Here is a 15,514-nt window from a genome sequence, read left to right as displayed (position 1 = left end):
CGGAAGTCCGCACGTATGACCGCGTTGTTCTACGGCATGGTCTTCATGAACTTGCTGTTTGTGACGAGCACGGTGTGTTTGGTCAAGCCTTCGCGGATCAGCGCGATCGCCACCGCGTTTGCCGCGCTGATGTGGCTGCTCCTCAACGGCCCGCTCGAAGGGCAAGTGTTGTGGTCGCTGACTCCGGAGAACGGCCTCACCGTGTCGGATCTGTTCTCATTCGTGGCGTTCGGTATTGCGGCACGGGGATGGTTTGTGGCGGGTAATCGCAGGCGCGGGAATCGTTTCGGACGGCGATAGCAGGCAGATAGACGTCAGCTATGGGGAATCTCCCCCAAACCGGGCATAATTGCAGGTTATGTGGTGGATTGTTGTCGGCGGACTGATCCTCTGGGTGGCCTGCGCCGTGCCTATCGCCATTATTTGGGGTAAAGCCATCGCCCGACGCGACCGCGCTGATTTCGAAATCCGCGATCAGGACTGGTCTGCCGAGCTGGCCAGGTCGATCGAAACGGAAACCGATCCCGAGACCGAGAAGTGATCGGCCATGGAACTGCCGTCCGACACTCCGGCCGATGTGGTCGAGGCTGCGGCAGCAGGTCCGCGCGTTCCGAAATTTGATTCCACACTCGGTATTCTGGTAGTTCCGGCCGCCGGGCCGGTCGGCCACCGCTTGGTGGTGATCGGAGATTCTCTCTCACAAGGGTTTCAGAGTGGAGCGGTCTTCAATACGGACCTGTCGTATCCGTCGATCATCGCGTGGCAACTCGGCTGGTTCGATAGCTTCCGATTCCCGCGTTACGGCGGCCCGGGTGGGCTACCGCTGAACATCGAATTGTTGCTGCGCACACTGGAAGAGCGCTTTGGAACTTCGACGGACGTGTGGGAGATTCCGCTGGCATTGTTCGCGGCGCGCGGATTCATGGATCAGGTCGAGGACTACTGGGAGCGTGGCCCGGGTAGCGTCGCGCCGACGTTCTCGGCAATCAATCACAACCTGTCGGTGTATGGGTGGGATGTGCGCGACGCTCTGACGAAAACCGCTGCGAGTTGTGAAGCGGCACTGCATCAACCACACGACGATCTGCTCAGCCAGATTGTCGAGAACAACGGCGAGCGGACGGCATTGCGAGTGCTGCCGCGAGGGTCCGATGCAGAGAAGAAGATGACGGTGTTCGACGCGGCAGCCGAACTGGGCAAGGAGTGCATCGAAACCTTGGTCGTGTTTCTCGGGGCGAACAATGCGCTGCGGACCGTGACCGACCTGCGAGTGCAGTGGAGTGGCAACAAGTTTCGGGACCCGGATGGCAAACGGGATTACACAGTGTGGCAGCCCGATCACTTTGCCCAGGAGTACGCCGAGGTGCTTGCCGCTATCCGAAAGATCAACGCTCAGCACGTCATCCTGTGCACAGTGCCGCACGTGACAATCGCCCCGATCGCGCGGGGGTTGGGTGGCAAAGTCGAGACAGGGTCACGATATTTTCCGTACTACGCCCGGCCGTGGGTGCGTGACGCAGACTTCGATCCACGACGCGATCAGCACATCACGGGAGCGCAGGCGTGGAGTGTTGATACGGCGATCGACCTGTACAACACGGGGATCGAGCGGGCGGTAGCGAGTGCACGCCGGGTGGGCAAGGACTGGCACCTCTTCGACGTCGCGGGGCTACTCGAGCGCGTCGCATCGAGGCGGTATGTCGACGACGTCAACGCAAGACCGTCGTGGTGGACGCCGTACCCACTGCCCAAGGCATTGACTGATCTTGCACCCGTGCCGGATTCACGATTCCTGGCCGCGGACGGTATGGGCGGCCGAGCGTCGGGTGGATTGTTCTCTCTGGACGGCGTTCATCCGACCACGGCGGCCTATGGGGTTCTGGCCCAAGAGTTGATGAACATCATGGCCGGCGCCGGTGTGCAGTTCGATTCCCCGACGGTCGATTTTGATCGCCTCGTCAGACGAGACACGCTGGTGCGCACTCCGCCGCAGAATCTGGATCAGACGCTCGGACTCATCGGGTGGGCAGACGAACACCTCGGTTTCGTGAAACGAATCTTCGGGCTGTGATGATCAGCTCGCTCGGCACAATGATGGAGAGACCATCCGGCCGGCATAGTCGCGGAGCAAAGCTTCCAGTCCGGTGTCCTCGGTGGACAATCTGCCGGTCGGGCCGATAGCGGCAAGCGAGCCCACAACACCGTTCTGACCGTCGCTGATCGGCACGGCGAGCGCTGAGCGGCCGATGCGAATCTCGTCGACCTCCCGCGCCGGCTCACCGCGTCTGATGCGGGAGAGTTCGAGTTCGAGGTGGTCGGCGTCGGTGATGGTGTGCGCGGTGATCTTCTTGAGCGGTGAGGCTGCCAGTTCGGGCCGCGAAGATAACAACAGTTTTCCGATGGCAGACGCATGCAGCGCGCTCACGAGGGTGCGCTCGCCGCTGAGTTCGTGATCGGGGTCGCGGTCGATCAGCCGGACCTTTCCCTTGTCGTACGACGCGAGATACACGCCGTAGCGCACTTGTTCGCGTAGTTCTTCGAGAAGTACGGAGTTGTCCACGGGGGTGGGTTCGGCAGCAGCTCCAGCTAATTCGCGGGTGCGTCGGCCGAGTGCAAATCCGGAGAGATCCGCGATCCGGACCAGGTAGCCGTCGGCGACAAGGATGTTGAGCAATCGGTATGCGGTCGCAGGAGGAATGCCGGCCAGCGCCGCAATGTCCTTGGCGGTGGCGCCGGAACCGAGTTGCGCTGCGGATTCGAGCAGTGCCAATGCACGCTGGACTGCTCTCGGTTCATGTCCACCGAGATCTCGCGGGCGACCGACCATCAGCGCGGACCGGCAGCGGATTCGCCTACCAGCACGATATTGCCGGCGGCATCGGTGCCGAAAACTCCGGCGCCGGGAAGTACGTCCTCGGTTTCGGGCTGATCGAAGGCACCGATGTGCAGGAGGCTTTGAGGGCTGCGACGACGCAGATAGAACTGCCATAGTGTGCCCGAACTGAGTATCACCAGCACTGCGATCGGTGCGATGTACGTGTGATCAACGATGTTCGCGTACACCAGGTATCCGAGGACAACTGCGCCCGCACCACTGCCACAGGACGCTGCGGCAAGTACGCGGGGTGTGTCTTCGCCGATGCGCGTGAGGAATACGACGGAACTGATCGCGACCAGCGCGTAGGCGACAATCACGGCTGCCCGCACCGTGAGGCGCAGATCTTCGAAGAACACGCCTCGTCCGATCACGGCGAACGTGCCACCGCCGACCAGCACGGTGGCAACAACGACGCTCAACGCGACACTCGGGGTGCGGAAGGCGCTGTGTACGTGCGCAAAAGCGCGGGGGAGGAGTCGCTCCACACCAAATGAGTAGAGCAGGCGCGACGCGGCGTTCGACGACGCCATCGACGACGCCAGCCACGAGCAGCCCATTCCGATGTTGAGCGCGATCACCACGGCTGGGCTGACGCCGGTCGAAGTTCCGTGCAGATAGGCGTTGACGAGGGTGTCGCTGCGTCCGGTCCAGGCGGCCCAGCCGGCAAAGATGAAGAGGCCACCGCAGATCATCGGAGTGAAAAGGACTGTGCGCGTCACGGTTACCAGTGGGCGACGGGCTTCGGGTCCGAAGAAGGCGGCGCTCTCGAATCCGGCGAGCGCAAAGAGTGCGGCGAGTGCGGTGATCAGTAGTCCGTGGCCGGACGTGGACGGAATGATCTGTGCGTGCTGATCTCCGCCGATCAGCATGAGCGCGACTATGAAGAGCAGGGAACAGCTTTCGGCCACGAGGATTGCGAGTGCTGCAAATCTGACGCTCCGGAGCAGGCACGCAAGGATGAGTGCGGCGAGCACGGTGTACAGGGCGATCAGCTGAAATGTGCCGTGGACGCGTATGCCGGCGAACCCGAGCAGCGTAATGACCGCCAGCCCACCGTGATACAGGGTCATCACCGCGCTGCCGACATATTTGACGAGTATGGCTATGCCCGTGGTGATAGCGGCCCGGGTGCCGAGCCCGCGAAAGGCAAAACTGTGAAGTCCGCCCGATGCTGCCATCCGTCTGGTGAATTGGGAGATGCAGAACGCGATCAAGGTGACCAGCACGGTCGCGACAATGATCGTGATCATCCCGCTCAGAAGGTGGCCGTGTGTCAGCATGGTGACCGGCAGCACAACCATCGAGACAGCCGGTGCTGTGGTTGCCACCGACTGTGCCAGTACTTCGGCGCCCGAGAGTTGGCGACGCCCGAGTGCGCGCAGCGGTGAGCGCGCGGGTGGTTGCTTCTCGCGCGTGGTGAACGATCGCGCGATGGCCTCGGTGAGTGCGGACATGCGCGGGACGCTAATGCACTTCTGTAACGGAGAAGTTTCCTACGTGAGTCCCCTGATCGCACCCGGCTGAGAGAGCACCTGTCGGTGCGGCGGTTGATTCTCACTCGATTCCCACGGACTGTTTCCTGCGCGACAAGTTCTCGACCCATCGCCGAGCCATTGTTGTTTCCACACCAACAACCCGGGTCGCCGGGCGCACACTTGGGAGCTTGAATGTCGTACACACGTAGATCTTTCATGCGCAGTCTGGGACTCACCGGCGGCGCGGGCCTGGCGCTGGGAGCCATGGGGTCCATCGGTTTGGCGCCGGCAGCATCGGCGTCGCCGCGACGTTTTCAGGCACCGGCAGCGGGTGACCTGATCGGACAGGTCAAGGGCAGTCATTCTGTTGTCATCCTGGGCGGTGGCCCCGCCGGTCTGTGCTCGGCGTACGAGCTGCAGAAGGCCGGATACAAGGTCACCGTCCTCGAAGCCCGCACCCGTCCGGGTGGACGAGTGTGGTCGATTCGTAACGGGACGGAGGAGACGGATCTCAACGGCGAGACCCAGACCTGCACGTTCTCCGAGGGCCACTTCTACAACCTGGGTGCCACTCGAATCCCGCAGAATCACAACACCATCGACTACTGCCGCGAGTTGGGGGTCGAGCTGCAGATGTTCGGCAACCAGAATGCCAACACGCTCGTGAACTACACCGGCAGCAAGCCCCTTGCCAATCAGTCGATCACGTACCGCGCCGCAAAGGCTGACACCTACGGCTACATGTCCGAGTTGCTGCAGAAGGCAACCAACCAGGGCGCTCTCGACGAGGTTCTCACGAAGGAAGACAAGGAAGCGCTGTCGTCGTTCCTCAAGGACTTCGGCGATCTGGGCAGTGACGGACGCTACGTGGGGTCGTCGCGCCGCGGGCACTCCGTCGAACCGGGTGCCGGTTTGAACTTCGGCACCGAGATCGAACCCTTCGGGATGAGCGATGTCATCCAGGGCGGTATCGGACGCGCGTTCTCCTTCGAGTTCGGCTACGACCAGGCCATGACCATGATGACCCCCGTCGGCGGGATGGACCGGATCTACTACAAGTTCCAGGACAAGATCGGCATGGAGAACATCGAGTTCGGTGCCGAGGTCAGCGGAATGAAGAACGTTCCCGAAGGAGTCACCGTCGACTACGTCGTGGACGGCAAGGCCAAGTCGATCACCGCCGACTACGCCATCTGCACCATTCCGCCGCACCTGATCAAGCGCCTGAACAACAACCTGCCCTCCGACATCCTCCTCGCTCTCGAGGGAGCAAAGCCGTCGTCGTCCGGCAAGCTCGGCATCGAGTACTCGCGTCGTTGGTGGGAGACCGAAGACCGGATCTACGGCGGCGCATCCAACACAGACCGCGATATCTCGCAGATCATGTTCCCGTACGACCACTACAACTCCGACCGCGGAATTGTTGTCGCGTACTACAGTTCGGGTAAGCGTCAGCAGGCTTTCGAATCCCTGACGCACAAGCAGCGCCTCGCCAAGGCCATCGCCGAAGGCTCGGAGATCCACGGCGAGAAGTACACCCGCGATATCTCGTCCTCCTTCTCGGGCAGCTGGCGTCGTACCAAGTACTCGGAGTCGGCCTGGGCATCATGGGCCGGAGCGGGAGATTCGCACGGCGGCATGGCAACTCCCGAATACACGAAACTGCTCGAGCCCGTCGACCGCATCTACTTCGCCGGTGATCACCTCTCCAACGCAATTGCCTGGCAGCACGGCGCTTTCACGTCGGCGCAGGACGTTGTCACCCACCTGCACCAGCGCGTCGCGCAGGGCGCCTAGCACCAACTACCCATCACCACTTCCGAGGAGTCACCATGAAATCTCGTACCACCAAAGTTGTTGCCGCAGCGTTTGCCGCGTCCGTGCTGCTCGGCACCGCGACCGCGTGCTCGTCCGAAACGGCCGAGGCGGAAACCGCCACCAGTTCCTTCATCTCGAGGTCGGTTCTCGAAGCCGGACAGGCCAATCCGATGATCGCACAGGGTGTGGCCATCGGCGCTGATACAGCGGTCTACAAGACCAGTGGCATCGGACCGTCGGCCGGAAACAAAGCCGCACCAGAAGGATCTCCCGAGTCGTACATCGACTCACAGTTCTCCGGCGGCGTGCTGCCGGCCGGGGTGACAGTCACCGAGGCTCAGGGCATCAACGTGCTCAAGAAGATTCGTGACAACCTCGAAGCTCAGGGACTGACACTCGAAGACGTAGTCACGATGCGCGTCTTCCTCGACAACGCTCCGGGCTCGGACAAGGCCGATTACACCGGCTGGAACCGCGCTTACCGTCAGTTCTTTGCCAACACGAACCTCGACTCCGGTGAGACGGAGTTGGTTCCGATGGGAACTGCGGCACCCATCGCTCCGATCGAACGAAACAGCGCTCGCCCCACTCGCTTCGCGCTTGAAGTTGCCGGACTGCCGGTTGCCGGCTGGCTGGTCGAGGTAGAGGTCGACGCGGTGTACCCCGAGGGTAAGGAACCCGCCTGATGGGCGCGCTCAGCCCGACCCACTGGGCCATCGTCGCGGTAGTGCTGCTGGTGTTGTTCGGTTCCAAGAAGCTGCCGGACGCGGCCCGCGGGCTGGGGCGGTCGATGAGGATTCTCAAGTCCGAGGTCGGTGAACTGCAGGCCGATACCGATCTTGCACTCGATTCCGAGTTGGCGCCGAGCAAAAAGTACTGATCCTGTGCGAGGCTGACGAGGTGTCCCACACTTTCCTCGCAGTGTTGTTTGCCATCGGTGCAGCGATCTGTATCGCGATCGGCACAGTAGTTCGCCAGCGCACCGCAGCAGTGGTCCCGGATGATTCAATCGGCGCACTCGGACCGATCACGACGCTCGTGCACAGTCCGATCTGGTGGCTGGGCACGATCGTCGGGATGGTGGGTTACGCACTTCAAGCTGCCGCGCTCGGCTTGGGATCGCTGCTGCTGGTGCAGCCGCTTCTGGTGTTGTCCCTGCTGTTCGCGCTCCCACTCGGCGCAAGATTCAGTGGGCGCACGATCAGCGCGCGGGAGTGGTTGTGGGCGGCGGCGCTCACCACGTCGGTGGCGGTGCTGATCATCGTCGGTGATCCGCGGCCGGGGCAACCGCGAGCGGAAACGCACCATTGGGTCATGATCACGCTGATCGGGCTGCCGTTTGTCGCGCTGTGTCTTTTCGGAGCACATCGACGCACGGGATCGGCGAGGGCATTGCTCCTCGGAATTGCAGGCGGCTCACTGTTCGGAGTTGCTGCAGTGCTCACCAAAGGTGTTGTGCACCTTGTGACGCTCGGACCTTCAGCCGTTCTTACGTCCTTCGAGTTCTATGCACTTGTCGCGGTTGCAGCGGTCGCGACTTCGGTGCAGCAGTCAGCTTTTCAAGCGGGGGATCTACAAGCGTCGCTGCCGGCGACAACAATCATGGAGCCGGTAATCGCGTCGCTGCTCGGGTTTGTGGTTCTCGGCGAATACCTCGATGCGGATCGTAAGGTGGCCGCGGTTCTTGCACTCGCCGTTGTTGCCATGGTTGCGGCGACCGTTGCTTTGGCCCGCAATGCGGCTGACAGCGCGGTTTCGGTGCCGCAGAAGGTTCGTTGAAAGCTCCGGCGTCAGACGAGGCCCTCTGCCCTGGCCACAGACTGCGGAGGCCGTGAGTCCTTGACGAGTACGTCGATCACGACATCTTCGTCCTGATACGTCGCCAGCTGCGCGAGGCCGGGAGTCTGCCGCACCAGCGAGTGAACGCCGTCGCCGGCCTGCGGATACTCGGGCACGATGTGACGCCAATGGGCGCACACCAGCGTGCCACCGGGTTCGAGGTGTTCGACGGTACGACCCATCGCCTCGGTGAGCTTCTCGACGCTGAGGTAGTAGCCGATCTCGCTGAGCACGATGAGGTCGAAGGTGGCGTCCGGCCAGGTGTCGTCGCCCAGGGCCCATTCCCTGAACTCGACGTTGTGCCCGGAGAGTCGTCGACGGGCAGTTTCGAGCGCTGACGGCACGATGTCGGTGGCGATCACCGCGTCGCAACGATCCGCCAACATTTTGGTGAGGACCCCGATGGAACATCCGGGTTCGAAGGCGGAGCGGTATCGGGGCTTGGGCAGCATTGCGGTGGTGAGTGCGTATTTTCTTTTTTCGTACCAGCGTGTTTCGAAGTCCCACGGATCCGACTGAGCTGCGTACATCTTGTCGAAGTAGTCGGGTGGAAGTTGCGGATCACTCATACGAATACGGTCTCATAGGTGCGCAGCAGCCGGGCGAGGGCGTGTGGCGGGAGTATCGGTTGGTCGGCGGGATGATCGGAGAGCGGCAAAATCTGGGTGGTGAACTGTTGCACCGCAGAGGTTTTTGCTTGACGCACATCGGCAGGCAGGGTGATGGTGTGCAGGCGATCCCACGGAACGCTCGGGTGTTCCGGAGTTGCCCAATGCCACGTCCAGACGGGGTACTCGATCAGGCGAGCACCGGTGTCGGCGCACGCCTGCGCTGCCGCAGTTCCCGTTGCCTCGTGGTCGGGATGGCCGTCGCCGCGCCAGGTCGAGGCGCACCAGGTTCCGTCCGGTGCTTCGGCGAGAATCTCGTGGAGTCGCTCGGCTAGCTCGTTGCTGTGCGTGCGGATGTCTCCGTCAGGCAGCATCAACCGGACCGGGACGGGGGTACCGAGTTCCTCTGCCGCTCGGACAGACTCGACCCGTCGACGCTGTTCGAGTTCAGTTCTCGTGAGGGTGGGAGAACCGGGGTGTGAAGCGCCGCCGTCGGTGACCGAGACGATCTGAACGTCGATGCCCGAACGCGTCGCCATCAGCGCTGTTCCGCCGAGGCCCAGAATCTCGTCATCCGGATGAGGTGCCACGATGACCAGACGCTTACACGCCGAGAGATCGAGCTCTGGGAAAGGGCGCTGCCACTGCTGCCACACGGATTCCGGTGTGCCGCCGTCGTCGACGGGCTTCTGCGCGAACAGTTTCGAGTTCACCATGTCGATGATCCTTGTGCCGTCAGGCGGCCGAGCTGAGCGAGATCCTTCTCGGCATGACTTTGCCGAAGGTAGACGGTGAGATCGGCAACGCGGGCAGCATGGTCGCCGTCCAGGCATAGGGGTGCGGCTCCCAGAGCCCGCCCGACTCGATCGAGGGTTTCGGTAGCAGCCCGTTCCACGATCGATCGGGCTGCCAGTGCTCGCTTTTGTGCCCTTCCGTTCTTGTCGAGAGGATCGTCGTCGATTTCGGCTGCGGCGGCGTCGAGGGTGTAGCGAGCGGCCGTCAACGCGGCATCAACAGCCCCGAAATGGGCCAGGATGTAAGGGTCTTCGGAATGCGCTGCCTTGTTCCTCAACGCGTCGGCGACACCGCAGGCGGCGCCGTACCAACATGCCGCCACCCCGATTGCCCCGTGCCAGAAACCCGGCCGGGTCAGATAATCTCCGATGTTGCCGACGGGAATTGCCGGGACGCCGTCGAAGTCCACTGCACTGGAATCACTTTCGGCCATGCCGACTGCTTTCCACGAACCGGGGACCGGATGTACGCCGGGCAACCCGAGTTCGACGGCAAACAGCGAGGGTGTGCCGTCGATCAGTGCGGTGACCAGAGCGTGCGTGCAGATACTTGCTCCCGAGCACCACAACTTACGTCCGGTGAGCGTCCAGATACCCACGTGCTCCGAGGCATTCACCACGGGCTGCGGTGGCTCAGCTGCCCACACGCCCCACAGTTGCCCAGGTTCGGGTTCCGGTCCGTCCAGTTCCGCCAGTATCGCAACCGCGTCGGTGTGCGCCTCCGCCATTCGGCCGAGCACGACATTTTCGCGGGCGAGTTCGGCGAGGGCATTCCATCGTGCTGCCGTTGCGCCGCTGCCCGGCAGGGGCAGGTAGAGGTCGGTTTCTTTCAGACGCGTTTGTAGTCGTGTCATCGCGCCACATCCACTGTCTCGGTGCCGAGTTCTCGTATGTGCCCGGCAAAACCGCCTGGGGTGCGTCCATCCGTGCGTGCCGAGGTTGTGACTGCAATGTCCTGTGCCCACGCGATCCTGGCACCGTCCTCGCTGAGACGGCGAACCAGATCGACGTCCTCACCTTCCTCGAGATGGGAGAATCCTCCTACGCTCCAATACTTGTCGGCTCGGATGCCGAGGTTTGCGCCGTGGATGTGCCCGTGGCGACCTATCGGATGCGCGTGATACCGCTGTTCGTAAAGCTGCTGGACGGACGACGGTTGATCATCCCAGTCGGCGATGCGCACTGTTCCGGCAACAACGTCCGCGCTCTGCGCGTACTCGAGTTGCCGCGCAAGCCATGTCGGGCCGACAACCGAATCCGCGTCGGTGGTGGCAAACCACGTCGATGCGGACGCAGTGCGACTGTCGGTGCCGAACGTCGAGAATCCGGTGGCACGAGATTTTCCGACGTTGTGGTGCTGTGCTCGAATGACGTCGATGCCGCTCGGGATCACTTCACCCGATCGGTCGGAGCAGCTGTCCAGGACCGTGACAATCCGAACGGGAACATCGATCCGACGCGTGGCCTCGAGCAGCGCGTCGATGCAGTGCGGGAGGTCGACCGCTTCGTTGTGGGCGGGGACTACTACAAGAACCTGGTCGATGGTCATAGCGACGATCCTTTCCTCACCCATGCATCACGCCGTGTTTCTTCCGGCGCGGACTTTCAAGGAAACCATATGGCCGCAATTATCCGCGCCCTTCCCACGATCCGCCCGCGAGGCGAAAGATGTTTGTGTGAAACATGTCTCGATCGAGTTTGGAGAATCGAGGAAGTGGGTAAACCACCTCGCCTGGCGCGTCCTTCGGTGGTGTGAAAATGTGCCTCGTCGGGTAGCCGACTTCAGCGACGAATTGAAGACTTCACGCTGACCATCCCACTGAGGAGTCGATCATGATCGTGCGGTTACCAGGCGTGTATCCACCGCAGCACGACACATCCCTGCTGAGCGACGCGCTGCTGTTCGAGCCGTTGACGGCAGGCAGCAGAGTGCTTGATCTGTGCTGCGGAACCGGCGCTCTGTCCGTTGCCGCGAGGCGCGCCGGTGCGGGGCACGTCGTAGCGGTTGATATCTCCCGGCGCGCGCAGGTCAACACATGGCTCAATGCTGTGGTCAGCAGAAAACGCGTCGACGCACGCCGCGGTGACCTGACGGATGCGGTGGGCAGCGAGTTGTTCGATCTGATTATCTCGAATCCGCCGTATGTCCCAGCGTGGGACGACGCGCTGCCGACGGCGGGCATCGCGCGTGCCTGGGACGCGGGAAAAGACGGACGTAGCGTGCTGGACCGAATCGCGGCGAACGCGCCCGATCACGTGGCTCCGGGCGGGACGCTGCTGTTGCTCCAGTCTGCGCTCTGTGGAGTCGACAAAACCGCGGCGATACTGGAGGAATTCGGGATGCTTGTCGAAGTGTCGGCGCGTGCGTCGGTTCCGTTCGGCCCGGTGATGACTGGGCGCCGGATGATGCTGGAATCGCGCGGGTTGATCACGGCCGATCAGGATACCGAGCAACTGGTGATCATTCGCGCAACAAAATGACGACCGGGATTACACATGAGAAAAGGCTGGATGCCTGCAGCTTGTGCGGGCTTCCAGCCTTTTCAGTCTGAAGTCAGACGGGGATCGAACTCAGATGGCGCGAACGTTCTGAGCCTGGGGGCCCTTCTGGCCCTGTCCGATCTCGAACTCGACCTTCTGGCCCTCGTCGAGGGACTTGTAGCCGCTGCCCTGGATCTCCGAGTAGTGAACGAACACATCCGGTCCGCCACCTTCCTGCTCGATGAATCCGAAGCCCTTTTCACCGTTGAACCACTTGACACTGCCCTGAGCCATAACCAAATTCTCCTGGATCCATCGAGCCGAGCCCTCCCATCGAGAGTTCGGTCTCACCCTTGATCCTGCCATGCTCTTCTTTTTCTGTCTTCGATAACTTCCACAAAACCTTGACGAGTATCGACAATCAGGACATCGACTCACGGGTGCGATTCACCTAATAGTGGCTCTGACCTGCTGTGGAGTTGTGTCTGAGGGGTTTGCGCGTCATAGGCGATGTTGCGGATTTTTTTACGCTCGGCGTGTTATCGAAGGCGGGATGTCGGGTGGAGAACCCATCCGATACGTGTTACTCGGGGCGCTGAAGAAGGTTCTTTTGCAGGGTTACCGTCACGGTAGCGGCGTTAGTTGCATCACGCCGGGGAGCGTCGTCGGTCCCTATGTAGGCAATTGCGCCTTGGCGCACAACGTCGAGTTCAGCGTGGTCGGTGAGCGACTCGAGTACAAACCAGCTGAACGAGCTTTTGCCGGCGGGCTGTTCTGCGGTCGAGATTGCCGACACTGCGATACGGAGCGCGTTCTCCGGGGCTGTGAAAGTGCAGGTGATGTCGGTACCTGGTGCTGCCAGCGCGATCAGCATGCTGGCTGCTTCGTCGATGGCCAGTTCGAGGTCGGCCACGCCGTCGACGTCGAACCCGTGGTTGTAGGCGATGTTGCAGGTCATTCCACGTAGGGTGCTGAGTTGGTCGGCTGCGGCGCGCACTCGAATACAGGCGAGTGTGGGGATTGTCGATCCCGCGTGCAGATCAGTCGGCAAGGTTGTCACTGGCTATGCTCCTGGGTCGTGTCGTAGGGTCTGAAATCGGGTAAGCGAGGTTATAGTTACTTCGCTCCACAGACAGAGGCATACCCAGGTGTAATTCGTTATAAACCAATGGTTCGGCAAAGTGACGCAAGTCGTACCCTTGGTTTGTTTTGTCCAAATTCACCCTGTGGCTTTGGCACGCTCGACAATCTCCTCGGCAATGACATGCAGCTTCTGCTGCTTTCGCTGCGACTCCTTGACGAGGACGTCGAACGCCCTTTCGGAACCGAACCCGTGTATTGCCATCAGGATTCCTTTGGCCTGTTCGATGGTTGCCCGGGACTTCATCGCTGTGTTGAGACCCGCGATTTCGTGTTTCGCGAACTCGATTTCCTTCGACACGCGCAGTAACCCCTCGATCGAGGTTGTGTACACACGCAGGATCAACGCGTCCACTTCGCTGAATCCGTGGGCGCCAAGGCTGTAGATGTTGAGTGCTCCAGCGTGTCGGTCGTAGATCCAGATGGGGGCGGACAGGAAACTCTGTACTCCCGCTCCGCGAAGATTTGCTGTGAAGGTCGGCCATCGCAGTTCGGAATCCGCGACGGTAGCGCGCACGACCGATCGCGTCCGCGCGGCCTCGAGACACGGACCTTCCCCGGATACGTACTGTTCGAAGTCGACATCCAGGACGGCTTTGTTGGTGCTCGCTGCGGTCCGGGGGACCCCGGATTCGGAGAGAAGAGTCACCCCGGCCATGTCGGCTCCGGAAATAGTCTCCACAGTGCGTACGCATACGCGTTCCAAGAGAGCATCGGTTGCGCTGCCTGGACCTACGCGTGCGGCGACATCGGACAATGCGGTGACGAGCGCGTCGAGTTTCTCGATGAGCTCGCCGGGATCGATGTCCTCGCCCAGTGCTCTGTCGAGGACGTTGTCTTCAGAGCGCTCCTTCATGCCTACCCCGCTCAACTGGTTACTCAGGCCGGCCCGTCATCAATGGACGCGTGTATCTGACGGACTACATCAGTATATTGTCCGAATTTGTGGCGGATCGGGTTTCCAATTCACGAAATGCAACCGAAGCGTCACAATCGTTTTGGTTCATAACGACGCCCACCGCACGTTCGACGTCGACTCGCGCCCCGATTGCGTCGCGCAGAGCGCCGGCCGCTCTGCCACGCTTGTCATCGCGAGCCGCAGCTTCGAGAGCACTTGAGCGAACCCACCGGTGATTGTCCGGCAAAAGTGGTACTGCAGCCGATTTTGGAGGTGCCAGGTGGCGTGGTTCATCGCCGACTCCGACTCTCGGACGGGGGAGGCGAAAGCGATTGAAAAATCCGCTTGGGGGAGTGCGGGCCACGGATTGAATCGGCATCGAGATCGTCTGCGAATCCGTCGAGGAGGGGTTTGAACCGCACCGCAATCTGGTGCACCGCAACCCGGTGGTGCTGAGCGCATTGACGGGGTCGGTGGTCATGATCGACGACTTCGAGATTGCCAGCCCTAGATGGCATGCGTTTGCGCAATCCTCGGCGCGCTCCGGACTCGGCGCCTGCCGCGGATACCCCGCTGAGGCTTGCCGAACGGCCTCTTGGTGCACTTGCTGTTGGTCACGGCCGATCCGTGGAATTCTCGCCCCGGGATAACGCGTTTGGCCAGTCGCTGGCTGATCTGGCTGCAATTGCACTGTCGATGTCCGACGTCGACGAACGGTCTGGAGCGGCAACCATTGCGGCACAACATATGCCGTTGTCTCTCCAAGCTCATCCCACCAGTGCACAAGCCAAGACGGGATTCGCACGCGAAAATGCTGCCGGAATTGATCTTTCGGCCAGCTATCGTAACTATCGCGATAACCGGCATAAGCCGGAACTTGTTGTTGCACTGGAAAAATTCGAAGCATTGGCAGGATTTCGCGACATTGTGTCGACGGTGAACCTGCTGATTGCGCTGGACCTGTCCGGTGTGGCTGACGACGTCGCATCGCTGGCGGCAAATCCTTGCCCAGCGGAATTGAAGGCGGTGGCGCTTCGCTGGATGCGTAGCTCGCGCGCACATCACGATCGGTTGGCGCTCGAGGTGATCGAGCGGGCAACCGTGCTGCTGGACTCGGGTGGACGGATTGTCGACCGGTTCGAGGCAGAGTTGTCGACCGCACTCGACTTGGCTCGCCGCTATCCCGGAGACCCGGGAGTGCTGATGTCGCTCTTACTCAAGCGGGTGTCCTTGGCACCGGGGGAAGGTCTTTTTCTGCCAGCCGGGAACCTCCACGCGTACGGGAACCTCCACGCGTATCTCGGCGGAAGCGCTGTCGAGATCATGGCCAATTCAGACAACGTTCTCCGCGGTGGACCGACGAACAAGCACATCGATGTGGACGAATTGCGAGGATCCTCGACTTCACTCCGATCCCGGTGGATGTTCTCGACCCGCAGCCGTGCGATCGAGGAAGTGAATACGTCTACCCGGCCCCCGTCCCAGAGTTCGTTCTTCGGCAATGGGAACTGGACGGGAACCACGAAGTGACGCTCGGCGGAGATGGTCCTGCGGTGGTGTTGTGTCCATCGGGTCGGGTGAAG

General features: G+C 61.6%; 19 protein-coding genes. 9 read left to right on the top strand and 10 right to left on the bottom strand.

All coding sequences use genetic code 11. From position 1 onward, the window contains the following. Nucleotides 1-15: 15 nt before the first annotated feature. Genes KYT97_RS12135 through KYT97_RS12125 form a run of 3 tightly spaced genes read left to right on the top strand, consistent with a single transcriptional unit; the run spans nt 16 to nt 2,071 of the window. Nucleotides 16-300, top strand: a complete 285-nt coding sequence (locus tag KYT97_RS12135; protein ID WP_095886885.1) for a hypothetical protein — start codon at nt 16-18, stop codon at nt 298-300. Between the two features lie 58 nt (nt 301-358). Beyond that, nucleotides 359-541, top strand: coding sequence for a hypothetical protein (locus KYT97_RS12130; protein WP_033235757.1), 183 nt, complete (start codon nt 359-361; stop codon nt 539-541). Between the two features lie 6 nt (nt 542-547). Next, nucleotides 548-2,071: a hypothetical protein gene (locus KYT97_RS12125; protein WP_219112368.1), complete on the top strand. Its 1,524-nt coding sequence runs from the start codon at nt 548-550 to the stop codon at nt 2,069-2,071. 3 nt (nt 2,072-2,074) lie between these two features. Here the strand turns inward: KYT97_RS12125 and KYT97_RS12120 are convergent, their stop codons facing one another. Both KYT97_RS12120 and KYT97_RS12115 read right to left on the bottom strand, forming a co-directional pair. After that, nucleotides 2,075-2,827, bottom strand: a complete 753-nt coding sequence (locus KYT97_RS12120) for an IclR family transcriptional regulator (RefSeq protein WP_092802675.1) — start codon at nt 2,825-2,827, stop codon at nt 2,075-2,077. Continuing rightward, entirely contained in the window at nt 2,827-4,332 is a 1,506-nt protein-coding gene (locus KYT97_RS12115; protein ID WP_219112366.1) for an APC family permease, read from the bottom strand. Before KYT97_RS12115 ends, KYT97_RS12120 begins: the two co-directional genes overlap by 1 nt. Before the next feature lie 237 nt (nt 4,333-4,569). Here KYT97_RS12115 and KYT97_RS12110 point away from each other — a divergent pair, with 237 nt between their 5' ends. The 4 genes from KYT97_RS12110 to KYT97_RS12095 are packed head-to-tail and all read left to right on the top strand — an operon-like array spanning nt 4,570 to nt 7,950. Then, on the top strand, nt 4,570-6,150 hold the full coding sequence (locus KYT97_RS12110) for a flavin monoamine oxidase family protein (protein ID WP_033235753.1): 1,581 nt from the start codon (nt 4,570-4,572) through the stop codon (nt 6,148-6,150). A gap of 35 nt (nt 6,151-6,185) precedes the next feature. Then, entirely contained in the window at nt 6,186-6,857 is a 672-nt protein-coding gene (locus KYT97_RS12105; RefSeq protein WP_045064246.1) for a Rid family hydrolase, read from the top strand. Next, nucleotides 6,857-7,051 carry a Sec-independent protein translocase subunit TatA gene (gene tatA, locus KYT97_RS12100; RefSeq protein WP_033235751.1) on the top strand — a complete coding sequence of 65 codons (195 nt, stop codon included), beginning with the start codon at nt 6,857-6,859 and terminating at the stop codon, nt 7,049-7,051. Before KYT97_RS12105 ends, tatA begins: the two co-directional genes overlap by 1 nt. A 20-nt stretch (nt 7,052-7,071) precedes the next feature. Next, nucleotides 7,072-7,950, top strand: coding sequence for a DMT family transporter (locus tag KYT97_RS12095; protein ID WP_219112364.1), 879 nt, complete (start codon nt 7,072-7,074; stop codon nt 7,948-7,950). An 11-nt stretch (nt 7,951-7,961) separates the two neighbouring features. Here the strand turns inward: KYT97_RS12095 and KYT97_RS12090 are convergent, their stop codons facing one another. Genes KYT97_RS12090 through KYT97_RS12075 form a run of 4 tightly spaced genes read right to left on the bottom strand, consistent with a single transcriptional unit; the run spans nt 7,962 to nt 10,961 of the window. After that, on the bottom strand, nt 7,962-8,579 hold the full coding sequence (locus tag KYT97_RS12090) for a class I SAM-dependent methyltransferase (protein ID WP_219112362.1): 618 nt from the start codon (nt 8,577-8,579) through the stop codon (nt 7,962-7,964). After that, nucleotides 8,576-9,334 carry a PIG-L deacetylase family protein gene (locus tag KYT97_RS12085; protein ID WP_219112360.1) on the bottom strand — a complete coding sequence of 253 codons (759 nt, stop codon included), beginning with the start codon at nt 9,332-9,334 and terminating at the stop codon, nt 8,576-8,578. The genes KYT97_RS12090 and KYT97_RS12085 overlap by 4 nt, the downstream gene beginning before the upstream one ends. Then, entirely contained in the window at nt 9,328-10,266 is a 939-nt protein-coding gene (locus tag KYT97_RS12080; protein ID WP_219112359.1) for an acyl-CoA dehydrogenase family protein, read from the bottom strand. Before KYT97_RS12080 ends, KYT97_RS12085 begins: the two co-directional genes overlap by 7 nt. Continuing rightward, a complete protein-coding gene (locus tag KYT97_RS12075; protein ID WP_095887966.1) occupies nt 10,263-10,961 on the bottom strand; it encodes a glycosyltransferase family 2 protein in 699 nt (232 codons plus the stop codon). Before KYT97_RS12075 ends, KYT97_RS12080 begins: the two co-directional genes overlap by 4 nt. Nucleotides 10,962-11,245: 284 nt before the next feature. Between KYT97_RS12075 and KYT97_RS12070 the strand changes: the two genes are divergently transcribed. Continuing rightward, nucleotides 11,246-11,893: a HemK2/MTQ2 family protein methyltransferase gene (locus KYT97_RS12070; protein WP_219112357.1), complete on the top strand. Its 648-nt coding sequence runs from the start codon at nt 11,246-11,248 to the stop codon at nt 11,891-11,893. A 90-nt stretch (nt 11,894-11,983) separates the two neighbouring features. Here KYT97_RS12070 and KYT97_RS12065 read toward each other — a convergent pair whose 3' ends face one another. The 4 genes from KYT97_RS12065 to KYT97_RS31265 form a co-directional block, all read right to left on the bottom strand. Continuing rightward, the gene (locus KYT97_RS12065) at nt 11,984-12,187 is read right to left on the bottom strand and encodes a cold-shock protein (protein WP_003943666.1); all 204 of its coding nucleotides are present in this window, start codon (nt 12,185-12,187) and stop codon (nt 11,984-11,986) included. Between the two features lie 289 nt (nt 12,188-12,476). After that, nucleotides 12,477-12,953, bottom strand: a complete 477-nt coding sequence (locus KYT97_RS12060) for an ATP-binding protein (RefSeq protein ID WP_051730638.1) — start codon at nt 12,951-12,953, stop codon at nt 12,477-12,479. 159 nt (nt 12,954-13,112) lie between these two features. Continuing rightward, nucleotides 13,113-13,889 carry a GAF and ANTAR domain-containing protein gene (locus tag KYT97_RS12055; protein WP_219112355.1) on the bottom strand — a complete coding sequence of 259 codons (777 nt, stop codon included), beginning with the start codon at nt 13,887-13,889 and terminating at the stop codon, nt 13,113-13,115. A 64-nt stretch (nt 13,890-13,953) separates the two neighbouring features. Then, the gene (locus tag KYT97_RS31265) at nt 13,954-14,310 is read right to left on the bottom strand and encodes an ANTAR domain-containing protein (protein WP_425332406.1); all 357 of its coding nucleotides are present in this window, start codon (nt 14,308-14,310) and stop codon (nt 13,954-13,956) included. 137 nt (nt 14,311-14,447) lie between these two features. On the opposite strand from KYT97_RS31265, the gene KYT97_RS12050 reads away from it, so the two are divergent. Next, nucleotides 14,448-15,461 (top strand): type I phosphomannose isomerase catalytic subunit, encoded by a 1,014-nt coding sequence (locus KYT97_RS12050; RefSeq protein ID WP_219112353.1) that lies wholly within the window; start codon nt 14,448-14,450, stop codon nt 15,459-15,461. The last annotated feature ends 53 nt before the right edge of the window (nt 15,462-15,514 follow it).

The organism is Rhodococcus globerulus, assembly GCF_019334125.1.
Taxonomy (GTDB): Bacteria; Actinomycetota; Actinomycetes; order Mycobacteriales; family Mycobacteriaceae; genus Rhodococcus_F; species Rhodococcus_F globerula.
This window is presented reverse-complemented; position numbering and strand designations above follow the sequence as displayed.